Source organism: Streptomyces nanshensis, from assembly GCF_001751255.1.
Taxonomy (GTDB): Bacteria; Actinomycetota; Actinomycetes; order Streptomycetales; family Streptomycetaceae; genus Streptomyces; species Streptomyces nanshensis_A.
This window is the reverse complement of the sequence record NZ_LJGW01000251.1, coordinates 1-11,031: the sequence shown is the minus strand read 5'-3', so window position 1 is coordinate 11,031 and position 11,031 is coordinate 1. Positions and strand designations below refer to the sequence as shown.

Below are 11,031 nucleotides of genomic sequence, written 5' to 3'. Positions count from 1 at the left end.
CCCGCTGGGCCGCCCCGCCGCCGCCCGACGAGGGCGGCCGCCGCAGAGGACGCGCCGGCGGCCGCGGCTTCCTCGCGACCCTCGCCGTGGCGCTGCTGCTCCTGGTGGGCACGGGCGTCTGGTACATCAACTCCGGCCAGTTCACGCAGACCCCGGCCGTCCTGGACAAGACGGAGTCCCAGGCCCGGAAGGTCCTCGGCGACTCCGGCCTGGACGTGACCGTCACCCGTGACTTCAGCGACCGCGTCGAACGCGGACACGTCATCGAGTCCGACCCGGACCCGGGCGCGCGCATCCGCCGGACCGGCACCGTCGGCCTCGTCGTCTCCAAGGGCCCGGAGATCGTCAAGGTGCCCGATCTGAACGGGACGCCGCTCGCCGAGGCCAAGCGCGAACTGAAGGACGCCGGTCTGGAGACCGGCGTGGTCAAGCAGGAGTTCAGCGACGACACGGCACGCGGCTCGGTGATCGCCAGTTCGCCGGACGCGGGCAGCAAGCGCCGTCCCGGTACGCCCGTCGCGCTGTCCGTCTCCAAGGGCGCCCCGGTCGACGTGCCGGACGTCGTCGGCGACGACGAGGACTCCGCGAGGGACGACCTGACCGACGAGGGCCTGAAGGTCCGCATCGCACCCGACCGCGTCTTCTCCGAGGAGGACGAGGGCAGCGTCGCGCGCCAGTCCCCCGAGGAGGGCGCCACGGCCGCCGAGGGCGAGACCGTCACGCTCACCATCTCCAAGGGCCAGGACATGGTGAAGGTCCCGGACGTGGAGGACCTCGGCAGGAAGCAGGCGCGCAAGAAGCTCGAGAACGCGGGCTTCAAGGTGACCGTGCGCCGGATCTTCTTCGGCAACAAGGTCTTCAGCCAGTCACCGGACGGCGGGAAGAAGGCCCCCCGCGGCTCCGACGTGACGATCTGGCTCCGCTGACGGCCGGGCCGCCGGACGGCTGCCCACCGCTGACCGCCGGCCGCTCCTGAGCAGCGGCGACGCCTGAGCACGCGGGCCCGGCGCACTCCCCTCCGGACGCTCCCGTACGGGCGTCCGCACCACCGTCGTCGGAACCCTTGTCGGAACCGTCGTCGGGCCGCGAGCCGCGCACGGATCCTCACGCCCCGTGAGACCGGACGCCGCGGATGTGACTCCGGACATAGGGCCTAAATCACTTACGACGGTGCTTAGTGCTCCTCCGCGTCCATGCCGCCGCTTCACATGCGCACCCGAGGCCCTTCCGACGGCCCTCATCGGCCCCCGATAAACGACCGGGGATAGTACGTCACATTTTTGAGCTCTGTTTTCGGACCCTCTAACAATTGCTTCGGTCGCACGCGCCGGGGATTCGGAACTCGGCGTAGAACGCCTTTCCGGCCTCTGCGACGCAAGCAATTGAAAGGTTCGCTCAATGCCCAGGATTCCCGGTTACGTACGCAGTCCCAAGTTCACTCGCTACTCCGCGGTGGGTGTTTCCGCGGTGGGTGCGGCTGCCGTCGCGCTGACCGTGCTTCCCGGCACCGCCGACGCAGGCGACCGGAGCCAGTCCAGCGCCAAGAAGGTGAGCGCCTCGACCGCGGCCGCCGAGAGCAACAGGGACTCCGCCGCCCACAAGGTGGAGCTCGGCGCCGCCAAGCAGGGCACCCTCGACTCCGACGTCCAGCGCACCGAGCAGGTCGTGGCCGCGCAGAAGCAGGCCGTCGCGGAGCAGAAGGCCGTCGCCGCGAAGCGCGCGGAGGCCGCCAAGGCCGAAGCGGCGAAGGAGGAGGCCGCGAAGAAGGCCGCCGCCGAGCGCAAGGCCGCGGCGGAGAAGGCGTCCCGCTCGGCCGACCGACCCGCAGCCGCCAAGAACTACCCCGAGAACCTCGACGGCTGGATCCGCGAGGCCCGCGACATCATGGCGGAGAAGAACATCCCCGGATCGTACGAGGGCATCAAGCGGAACATCATCCGCGAGTCCGGCGGCAACCCGAACGCGGTGAACGACTGGGACATCAACGCCCAGAAGGGCACCCCGTCCAAGGGCCTGCTGCAGACCATCCAGCCGACCTTCGACGCGTACCACGTCGAGGGCACCTCGAAGAACATCACCGACCCCGTCGCCAACATCGTCGCCGCCTGCAACTACGCGGCGGACAAGTACGGTTCGATGGACAACGTCAACTCGGCATACTGACCGTGTGACAACCAAGCGACACCGCAATCCCATTGGCGGCCATGTCCCCGTAGCAGGGGGCCTGGCCGCCACTGGCGTCTCCTACGCCGACGGCATCGGCGCGGAGGCCGTACAGGTCTTCGTCGCCAACCCGCGCGGCTGGGCGACGACTTCGGGATCACCGCAACAGGACGAAGAATTCCGCGCGGCGTGCGCGCAGCGGGACATGCCCGCGTTCGTGCACGCCCCCTATCTCATCAATCTCGGCTCCCACACCGCGGCGACGGCGGACAGCTCCGTCGCGTCGCTCCGTCATTCGCTCCGCAGGGGACGCGAGATCGGCGCGTCCGGCGTCGTCGTGCACACCGGATCGGCGACCGGCGGACGCGACAGGGCGACGGCCCTCGCGCAGGTGGGGCGGCTGCTGCGGCCGCTGCTGGAGGAGCTGACGCACGAGGACGACCCGTGGCTGCTGCTGGAGCCCACGGCGGGCCAGGGGTTCTCGCTCTGCTCCCTCGTGGCGGAGCTGGGCCCGTACTTCGAGGTCCTCGGCGCCCATCCGCGGCTCGGCGTCTGCCTCGACACCTGCCATGTCTTCGCCGCCGGGCACGATCTGGCCGCCCCGGGCGGAGTGAAGCGGACGCTGGACGAGCTGGAGTCGGTGACGGGCCCCGGACGCCTCCGGCTCATCCACGCCAACGACTCCAAGGACGTCGCCGGCGCCCACAAGGACCGCCACGCGAACATCGGCTCCGGACACATCGGCTCCGGCCCGTTCGCGGAGCTGATGACCCACCCCGCGACCGAGGGCGTACCGCTCGTCATCGAGACCCCCGGCCGCAAGGAGGGCCATGCGGCGGACGTGGCGCTGCTGAAGGATCTGCGGAGGGGCGGCGAGTGACCATGCCGCAGCCCGCAGGCGCCCCCTGGGGCACGGCGGCCCGCGCGACGCTGCACTGCCTCACCGGCTGCGCCGTCGGCGAGATCCTCGGACTGGTCATCGGTACGGCCTTCGCCTGGCACAACGTGCCGACGATGATCACGGCGATCGTCCTCGCGTTCTTCTTCGGCTACAGCCTCACGCTGTACGCGGTGCTGCGGGCGGGCATGGGCCTCGCGGGCGCCGTCAAGGTGGCGCTGGCGGCCGACACCGTCTCGATCGCGGTGATGGAGGCCGTGGACAACAGCGTCGTGGCGCTGGTCCCCGGAGCGCTCGACGCGGGCCTGGCGGATCTGCTCTTCTGGGGTTCGCTGGCGCTGTCGTTCGCCGTCGCCTTCGTCGTCACAACTCCCGTGAACCGCTGGATGATCGGCCGCGGCAAGGGCCACGCGGTGGTGCACGCCCACCACTGAAACCGGCGCCTGGGGCGGGCTACAGCTCGGGGCCGTCGCCGGGATCCTCCTGGTAGGAGTACCGCTGTTCCTTCCAGGGGTCGCCGATGTTGTGGTAGCCGCGCTCCTCCCAGAAGCCGCGCCGGTCGGTCGTCATGTACTCCACGCCGCGCACCCACTTGGGGCCCTTCCACGCGTAGAGCTGAGGCACCACCAGCCGCAGCGGGAAACCGTGTTCGGCGGTGAGCAGTTCGCCGGCGCGATGCGTCGCGAAGATGCTCGTGGGAGCGGCGAAGTCGGCGAACCGCAGGTTCGAGCTGAATCCGTACTCGGCCCACACCATGACGTGTGTGACGTCGTCGGCGGGAGGCGCCAGCGAGAGGACCGTGGCAGCGAGTACGCCGCCCCATTCGGCGCGCGTCATGCTGAATTTGGTGACGCAGTGGAGATCGCCGACGACCGTCTCGTACGGAAGTGCCGTGAACTCCTCATGGTTCCAGGAGTGGTTCTCACCGTCGGCCGTCGCGCCGAAGACTTGGAAATCCCACCGGTCGGGCTTGAACTTCGGCACCGGACCGTAATGCGTGACCGGCCAGCCGCGCTGAAGCCGTTGTCCTGGCGGAAGCGGTTGCTGCTCCCCTTCAGGACTCTGCGACTGACCCATCACCCCATGGTGACAGACCCCGGGATCGCCACTCACCGGCACCCCGGCAAGGGCTTGTGCGAACGCTTTCCACTCGCCAATTCGGCCGATTTCGGTAAGCCTTCGCTTACTGGACCGGCTGACGACACGGTGCGAGGATGCGCGGGCGCGCGCGCTGCGCACCTGGCACTTTTTCCATTCCTGGAAGGAGCCCGCAGCCATGCAGGGCGATCCCGAGATCATCGAATTCCTCAACGAACAACTGACGGCCGAGCTGACCGCCATCAACCAGTACTTCCTGCACGCCAAGATGCAGGAGCACTTCGGCTGGCCGAAGCTCGCCCGTTACACCCGCGCCGAGTCCTTCGACGAGATGCGTCACGCCGAAAGGCTCACCGACCGCATCCTGTTCCTGGAAGGGCTGCCGAACTATCAGCGGCTCTTCCATGTGAACGTCGGACAGACGCTGACGGAGATGTTCCGGGCGGACCGCCAGATCGAGGTCGAGGCGATCGACCGGCTGCGGCGCGGAGTCGAAGTGATGCGTTCCAAGGGGGACATCACCTCCGCGAACATCTTCGAGGACATCCTCGCCGACGAGGAACACCACATCGACTACTTGGACACCCAGCTCGAACTCGTCGAGAAGCTGGGCGAACCGCTCTACATCGCGCAACTGGTCGAGCAGGAAGCCCCGTCGGAGACCTGACCGTCACGGAGAGATGCGGAAAGGGACCGGTGGCGCGGAGAACCGGCGGCTTCCCGCTCCGGCGTCAGGCGGCCTCGGCCACCGAGGGCGCGGACGGTACGGAAGCGGGCTCGGCGGCCGGCATCGACGCGGGCGCGGAGGCGGGCGCGGTCTGCTCGGCGGTGCTCTCCGTCTGACGCCGCGGGCACCCGCCGCGTCCGAGCAGCCCCTGGATACGGCGTACGCACGAACCGCAGTCCGTACCGGCCTTGCTCACCGAGGCGATCTGGCGCGGTGTGCAGGCCCCGGCCTCCTGGTGTGCACGGACCTGGCTGTCCGTGACGCCGAAGCAGGAGCATACGTACACGCGGTCCTCCCAGGCGCGGCTCGTGAAGGCGGCTCGTCAGGTCAGGTCGTCAGCTTGATGAGGTAAACCTAACCTTGGTTAACCTAACCTTACCCGTCGCCCGGTGTCCACAACACAGGGGTGGGGCCCGCATCGATGTGATGCGGGCCCCACCCCTGTGTGGTCCGGCCCCGCGCGCGCTGTCGCCGCCCGGGACGCGGGCGCTCACTGATCCCGGTACATCTCCGCGACCAGGAACGCCAGATCGAGTGACTGGCTGCGGTTGAGGCGCGGGTCGCACGCCGTCTCGTAGCGCTGGTGCAGATCGCCGACGAAGATCTCGTCGCCGCCGCCCACGCACTCCGTGACGTCGTCGCCCGTCAACTCGACGTGGATGCCGCCCGGGTGGGTGCCCGCGCTCTTGTGCACCTCGAAGAAGCCCTTGACCTCGTCGAGCACGTCGTCGAACCGGCGGGTCTTGTGGCCGCTCGCCGCCTCGAAGGTGTTGCCGTGCATCGGGTCGCAGACCCACACGACCTGGGCGCCCGAGGCGCTGACCTTCTCCACCAGCGTGGGCAGCCGGTCCCGTACGGTGCCGGCGCCCATGCGCGTGATGAAGGTCAGCCGGCCCGGCTCGCGGTCCGGGTCGAGCTTGTCGATCAGCGTGAGCGCCTCTTCGGGCGTCGTCCCCGGGCCCAGCTTCACACCGATCGGGTTGCGCACCTGGGAGGCGAACTCGATGTGGGCGCCGTCCAGTTGGCGGGTGCGCTCGCCGATCCAGACCATGTGCCCGGAGACGTCGTACAGCTTGCCGCTGCGCGAGTCCGTACGGGTCATGGCCGACTCGTAGTCGAGCAGCAGCGCCTCGTGGGAGGAGAAGAACTCGACGGTCTTGAGCTCCTCCGGGTCGGTGCCGCAGGCGTGCATGAACTTCAGCGCCTGGTCGATCTCGCGCGCGAGCGCCTCGTAACGCTGCCCGGACGGCGAGCGCTTGACGAAGTCCTGGTTCCACGCGTGCACCTGGCGCAGGTCGGCGTAGCCGCCGGTGGTGAAGGCGCGTACGAGGTTCAGCGTGGAGGCGGAGGCGTGGTACATCCGCTTCAGCCGGCCCGGGTCGGGGGTGCGGGCCTCCGGGGTGAACTCGAAGCCGTTGACGGAGTCGCCCCGGTACGACGGCAGGGTCACGCCGTCCCTGGTCTCGGTCGGCTTGGAGCGCGGCTTGCTGTACTGGCCCGCGATCCGGCCCACCTTGACGACCGGGACGGAGCCCGCGTACGTCAGCACGGCGCCCATCTGCAGCAGCGTCTTCAGCTTGTTGCGGATGTGCTCCGCGCTGACCTGGTCGAACGCCTCGGCGCAGTCCCCGCCCTGCAGCAGGAACGCCTCGCCCTTGGCGACCGCGCCCAGCCGGGCACGGAGCTGGTCGCACTCGCCGGCGAAGACGAGGGGCGGATAGGACTCGAGCTCCGCGACGGTCTCGTGCAGGGCTTCTCGGTCCGGCCATTCCGGCTGCTGCGCCGCGGGCAGGTCTCGCCAGGTGCGGGCACCGGCGTCGGGGTTGACGTTCGCACTCACGCGCCCCAGGTTACGGGGTCGCGCACGGCGTACCGCGCCATGACCGGGTGCTGAGACGGAGACCACCGGCCCGGCCGGGGCTGATGTAGGCTCCCGGCCATGCTCGCGCAGACCGACACCTGCACCCGTACCTGGTGGTGGACCGCTCATCCGGCGGCCCACTGACTGCGCGCGCACCACGAACAGCGACAGACGCGAAGGCCGCCCGAGGGGCGGCCTTCGTCGTGTCCGGGGCCGTTTCCTCCGCGCGTGACCTGCGCCTTGCAGGAAGGAACGCCCATGTCCCGACCCTCCGCCGTACCGGACCCCGTACCGGAGCCGAGCGCCGAGCGGCTCCTCGCGCGGCTGCTGCGTGCCGACGGCCCGCCCTTCGCGCTGCTGCACCGGCGCACCCCGGGACGTCCGCCCGGCACCGTCGAGGTCCTCACCGGGCCGGTCCACGAGGCGGCGCGGCTCGCGGACATCCCGGACGGCCCGCTGGGCGCCCTCGCGCTGGTGCCGTTCCGGCAGATCCGCGAGCGCGGCTTCGACGTACGCGACGACGGGACGCCGCTCACCGTGCTCGTCCCGGACGAGGTGCACGAGCTGCCGCTGCGGGAGGTCGCCGCGGCGCTGCCCGGGCACCGCGTACGGACCGAGGGCGGGGCCTTCGACGTACCGGACGAGGAGTACGCGCGGACCGTGCGCCGCGTCGTCGAGGAGGAGATCGGGGCGGGCGAGGGCGCCGACTTCGTGGTGCGCCGCACTTTCGAGGCCCGCGTCCCGAACTTCTCCCGTGCCGACGCGCTCGCCCTCTTCCGGCGGCTGCTGGCCGGTGAGCGCGGCGCGTACTGGACGTTCGTGGTGCACACCGGCGAGCGGGTCCTGGTGGGCGCGAGCCCCGAGGCGCATGTGCGGATGTCGGGCGGCACCGTCGTGATGAATCCCATCAGCGGCACCTACCGGCATCCTCCAGAGGGCCCCTCGGCCGACGGGCTGCTGGACTTCCTCGCCGACCCCAAGGAGCGCGAGGAGCTGTCGATGGTGGTCGACGAGGAGCTGAAGATGATGTGCGCGGTGGGCGACAGGGGCGGTGTGGTGGTGGGTCCGCGGCTGCGGGAGATGGCGCACCTCACGCACACCGAGTACGAGCTGCGCGGGCGCAGCAGCCTCGACGTGCGCGAGGTGCTGCGGGAGACGATGTTCGCCGCGACCGTCACCGGGTCCCCGGTCGAGAACGCCTGCCGCGTCATCGGGCGCCACGAGCGGGACGGACGGGGCTACTACGCCGGTGCGCTGGCCCTGATCGGCCGGGACGCGGGAGGCGCCCAGACCCTCGACTCCCCGATCCTGATCAGGACGGCCGACGTCGACGCGGTGCGCGGCACGCTGCGTCTGGGCGTGGGCGCCACCCTCGTACGGGGCTCGGTGCCCGCGAACGAGGTCGCCGAGACCCATGCGAAGGCGGCGGGGGTGCTGACGGCGCTGGGCGTACGGCCGGGTTCCGGGCACCGGGCGGCGCCGGCTCCGCGAACGGGAACGGGAACGGCCACGGCGACGGCCCCTCGTCCGGCCGACGATCCACGGGTACGGGCGGCGCTCGCCGCACGGCGCGCGGATCTGGCCCCGTTCTGGCTGCGGATGCAGGACCCCGGCGGACGGCACGCGACGGCCCAAGTCCCGCCCCGCCGCAGGGTGTTGGTGGTGGACGGCGAGGACACCTTCACCTCGATGCTCGCCCATCTGCTGCGCGCCTCGGGCGCCGGCGTCGAGGTGCGGCGCTTCGACGAACCCGGACTGGCCGAGGCCGCGCTCGCCCACGAGGGCCCGGTCGTGCTGGGGCCCGGCCCGGGCGATCCGCGGGACGCGGCCGATCCCAAGATCCGCAGCCTGCGGAGCCTGACGGCCGCCCTGCTGCGCGAGCACCGGCACGGGCTGCTGGGCGTCTGTCTGGGGCACGAACTGATCGCCGCGGAGCTGGGGTTGGAGATCGTACGGAAGGCACGGCCCTGCCAGGGGGCGCAGGAGACGGTCCCGGTCTTCGGGCGGCGGGAGACCGTCGGCTTCTACAACTCCTATACGGCGCGCTGCTCGCTGCGCGAGGCGCTGGACCGCGAGAGCGCTGCGGCGCCCGGCAGGGTCGAGCTCAGCCGGGACACCTCGACGGGCGAGGTGCACGCGCTGCGCGGCGCGGGCTTCGCCGGGGTGCAGTTCCACCCCGAGTCGGTGCTGACGCTGAACGGGCCGGGAATCGTGGGCGAGTTGCTGACCTCGGTCGCGGTGGCCGACGCCCCCGGCTGAGGGCTCCGGACGGGACGGGCCGGCACGGGACGGAACCGGGCCGGGCCCGCGGCGAGTGCGTACGGACGCGCCCGCCGCGGGCCCGGGGACCGGTACCCGGGAACCGGCGCGGCCTCAGCCGAAGAAGACCTCGGCCTCGTCGTACAACTCCGGATCGACCGTCTTCAGCGTCGCGGTGGCCTCCGAGATGGGCACGCGCACGATCTTGGTGCCCTTCAGCGCGACCATCTTCCCCCAGTCCTGATCCCGTACGGCGTCGACCGCGTGCAGCCCGAAGCGGGTGGCCAGCCAGCGGTCGAAGGGCGTCGGGGTGCCGCCGCGCTGGACGTGGCCGAGGACCGTCGTACGGGCCTCCTTGCCGGTACGCCTCTCGATCTCCTTCGACAGCCACTCGCCGACGCCCGAGAGCCGCACATGCCCGAAGGAGTCGTACGAGTCGTCCTTGAGCACCATCTCGCCGTCCTTGGGCATGGCGCCCTCGGCGACGACGACGATCGGCGCGTAGCTCGCCTTGAAGCGGGACTCGACGTGCCGGCACACCTCGTCGACGTCGAAGCGGCGCTCGGGGATGAGGATGCAGTTGGCGCCGCCGGCCAGGCCGGAGTGCAGGGCGATCCAGCCCGCGTGCCGTCCCATGACCTCGACGACGAGGACACGCATGTGCGACTCGGCCGTGGTGTGCAGCCGGTCGATGGCCTCGGTGGCGACGTTCACCGCGGTGTCGAAGCCGAAGGTGTAGTCGGTTCCGGACAGGTCGTTGTCGATCGTCTTGGGCACGCCGACGCACTTGACCCCGAACTCGTCGGTGAGCCGGGCCGCGACACCGAGGGTGTCCTCGCCGCCGATGGCGATGAGGGCGTCGATTTCGTGCTTGACAAGGTTGTCCTGGATGCGCCGTACGCCGTTCTCCTCCTTGAACGGGTTCGTCCGCGAGGAGCCCAGGATCGTGCCGCCGCGGGGCAGCGTGCCGCGCACAGCGGGGATGTCGAGCCGGACGGTGTCGCCCTCCAGCGGTCCGCGCCAGCCGTCCCGGAACCCGACGAAGTCGTAGTCGAACCGCTGGACGCCCTTCCGCACGACGGCCCTCATCACCGCATTGAGTCCGGGGCAGTCGCCGCCGCCCGTGAGCACTCCGACCCGCATGGGATCTCCCTTCTCACCTCGCCGCGCGAGCAGCGCGCCGCACGGCCTGTACGCAACTGCGGCCACGCTAGCGGTGATCCACATCACCCGGGGCAGGGCGCGGAGAGGTTTTTGGATCGGTTATGCGCGCGGGGCGGCGGGAGCACGGCTCACGCCTCCGCCCGCACCCCGGCTCACTCCTCGTCGAGGCCCCGCTGGATCGCGTACCGCACCAGCTCGACCCGGTTGTGCAACTGGAGCTTCCCGAGGGTGTTCTGCACATGGTTCTGCACGGTGCGGTGCGAGATGACCAGGCGCTCGGCGATCTGCCGGTAGCTCAGGCCCTTGGCGACGAGCCGCAGCACTTCGGTCTCCCGCTCGGTCAGCCGCGGCGCGGCCGGCTCGTCGGAGCCCGCGGCGGGCGCCGGATCGGAGGCCAGCCTGCGGTACTCGCCGAGGACGAGGCCCGCCAGGCCCGGTGTGAAGACCGGGTCGCCGACTGCCGTGCGGCGCACCGCGTCCTGAAGCTCCTCCATGCTCGCGGACTTCACGAGATAGCCCGTGGCACCGGACTTGACCGCCTCCAGTACGTCGGCGTGCTCGCCGCTCGCGGAGAGCACGAGGACGCGCAACTGCGAACCGGCGCCGACCAGTCTGCGGCACACCTCCACCCCGGGCAGGCCCGGGAGGTTCAGATCGAGGACGAGCACGTCGGGGGCGGCGGCGCGGGCGCGGCGTACCGCCTGCGGTCCGTCGCCCGCCGTCGCCACCACCTCGAAACCGGCCTCGCCCAGATCGCGCGCCACGGCGTCGCGCCACATCGGATGGTCGTCGACGACCATCACCTTCACCGGACGGGGTGTCTCCCCGGCCGCACCGGACTCCGCGGCGGCCGCGGAGTCC

Annotated in this window: 12 protein-coding genes; 7 read left to right on the top strand and 5 right to left on the bottom strand. The window is 70.9% G+C overall.

Annotation, left to right across the window (positions count from 1 at the left end; all coding sequences use genetic code 11):
- From AN218_RS14690 to AN218_RS14675, 4 genes are all read left to right on the top strand, one after another.
- Window positions 1-926 (top strand): PASTA domain-containing protein (locus AN218_RS14690; RefSeq protein WP_141747582.1); only part of this gene is annotated, 926 nt, incomplete at its 5' end.
- Between the two features lie 472 nt (window positions 927-1,398).
- The gene (locus AN218_RS14685; RefSeq protein ID WP_070017336.1) at window positions 1,399-2,163 is read left to right on the top strand and encodes a transglycosylase SLT domain-containing protein; all 765 of its coding nucleotides are present in this window, start codon (window positions 1,399-1,401) and stop codon (window positions 2,161-2,163) included.
- A 4-nt stretch (window positions 2,164-2,167) separates the two neighbouring features.
- Window positions 2,168-3,043 carry a deoxyribonuclease IV gene (locus tag AN218_RS14680; RefSeq protein WP_070017335.1) on the top strand — a complete coding sequence of 292 codons (876 nt, stop codon included), beginning with the start codon at window positions 2,168-2,170 and terminating at the stop codon, window positions 3,041-3,043.
- Window positions 3,044-3,045: 2 nt separating this feature from the next.
- Window positions 3,046-3,495, top strand: coding sequence for a DUF4396 domain-containing protein (locus AN218_RS14675; protein WP_070017338.1), 450 nt, complete (start codon window positions 3,046-3,048; stop codon window positions 3,493-3,495).
- Window positions 3,496-3,514: 19 nt separating this feature from the next.
- Here the strand turns inward: AN218_RS14675 and AN218_RS14670 are convergent, their stop codons facing one another.
- On the bottom strand, window positions 3,515-4,138 hold the full coding sequence (locus tag AN218_RS14670) for a sulfite oxidase-like oxidoreductase (RefSeq protein WP_070017334.1): 624 nt from the start codon (window positions 4,136-4,138) through the stop codon (window positions 3,515-3,517).
- Window positions 4,139-4,337: 199 nt separating this feature from the next.
- Here AN218_RS14670 and bfr point away from each other — a divergent pair, with 199 nt between their 5' ends.
- Window positions 4,338-4,826 carry a bacterioferritin gene (gene bfr / locus AN218_RS14665; protein WP_070017333.1) on the top strand — a complete coding sequence of 163 codons (489 nt, stop codon included), beginning with the start codon at window positions 4,338-4,340 and terminating at the stop codon, window positions 4,824-4,826.
- Between the two features lie 64 nt (window positions 4,827-4,890).
- Here the strand turns inward: bfr and AN218_RS14660 are convergent, their stop codons facing one another.
- Together AN218_RS14660 and AN218_RS14655 are read right to left on the bottom strand one after the other, a co-directional pair.
- Complete coding sequence (locus AN218_RS14660) at window positions 4,891-5,172, bottom strand: (2Fe-2S)-binding protein (RefSeq protein WP_070017332.1); 282 nt, start codon at window positions 5,170-5,172, stop codon at window positions 4,891-4,893.
- A gap of 204 nt (window positions 5,173-5,376) precedes the next feature.
- A complete protein-coding gene (locus AN218_RS14655) occupies window positions 5,377-6,726 on the bottom strand; it encodes a class II 3-deoxy-7-phosphoheptulonate synthase (protein ID WP_070017331.1) in 1,350 nt (449 codons plus the stop codon).
- A 99-nt stretch (window positions 6,727-6,825) separates the two neighbouring features.
- On the opposite strand from AN218_RS14655, the gene AN218_RS39060 reads away from it, so the two are divergent.
- On the top strand, window positions 6,826-6,891 hold the full coding sequence (locus AN218_RS39060; RefSeq protein ID WP_107421447.1) for a trp operon leader peptide: 66 nt from the start codon (window positions 6,826-6,828) through the stop codon (window positions 6,889-6,891).
- Window positions 6,892-7,005: 114 nt separating this feature from the next.
- Window positions 7,006-9,006 (top strand): anthranilate synthase family protein, encoded by a 2,001-nt coding sequence (locus AN218_RS14650; RefSeq protein ID WP_070017330.1) that lies wholly within the window; start codon window positions 7,006-7,008, stop codon window positions 9,004-9,006.
- 114 nt (window positions 9,007-9,120) lie between these two features.
- Here the strand turns inward: AN218_RS14650 and AN218_RS14645 are convergent, their stop codons facing one another.
- Both AN218_RS14645 and AN218_RS14640 read right to left on the bottom strand, forming a co-directional pair.
- Window positions 9,121-10,149 (bottom strand): 6-phosphofructokinase, encoded by a 1,029-nt coding sequence (locus AN218_RS14645; protein ID WP_070017329.1) that lies wholly within the window; start codon window positions 10,147-10,149, stop codon window positions 9,121-9,123.
- 173 nt (window positions 10,150-10,322) lie between these two features.
- Window positions 10,323-10,970: a response regulator gene (locus tag AN218_RS14640; RefSeq protein WP_070017337.1), complete on the bottom strand. Its 648-nt coding sequence runs from the start codon at window positions 10,968-10,970 to the stop codon at window positions 10,323-10,325.
- Between the last annotated feature and the right edge of the window lie 61 nt (window positions 10,971-11,031).

Excerpts from the sequence above, each read along its gene's own strand:
- AN218_RS14645 (WP_070017329.1), bottom strand. The coding sequence starts at position 10,149 with ATGCGGGTCGGAGTGCTCACGGGCGGCGGCGACTGCCCCGGACTCAAT.
- AN218_RS14685 (WP_070017336.1), top strand. The coding sequence starts at position 1,399 with ATGCCCAGGATTCCCGGTTACGTACGCAGTCCCAAGTTCACTCGCTAC.
- AN218_RS14650 (WP_070017330.1), top strand. The coding sequence starts at position 7,006 with ATGTCCCGACCCTCCGCCGTACCGGACCCCGTACCGGAGCCGAGCGCC.
- bfr (WP_070017333.1), top strand. The coding sequence starts at position 4,338 with ATGCAGGGCGATCCCGAGATCATCGAATTCCTCAACGAACAACTGACG.
- AN218_RS14675 (WP_070017338.1), top strand. The coding sequence starts at position 3,046 with ATGCCGCAGCCCGCAGGCGCCCCCTGGGGCACGGCGGCCCGCGCGACG.
- AN218_RS14670 (WP_070017334.1), bottom strand. The coding sequence starts at position 4,138 with ATGGGTCAGTCGCAGAGTCCTGAAGGGGAGCAGCAACCGCTTCCGCCA.
- AN218_RS14640 (WP_070017337.1), bottom strand. The coding sequence starts at position 10,970 with ATGGTCGTCGACGACCATCCGATGTGGCGCGACGCCGTGGCGCGCGAT.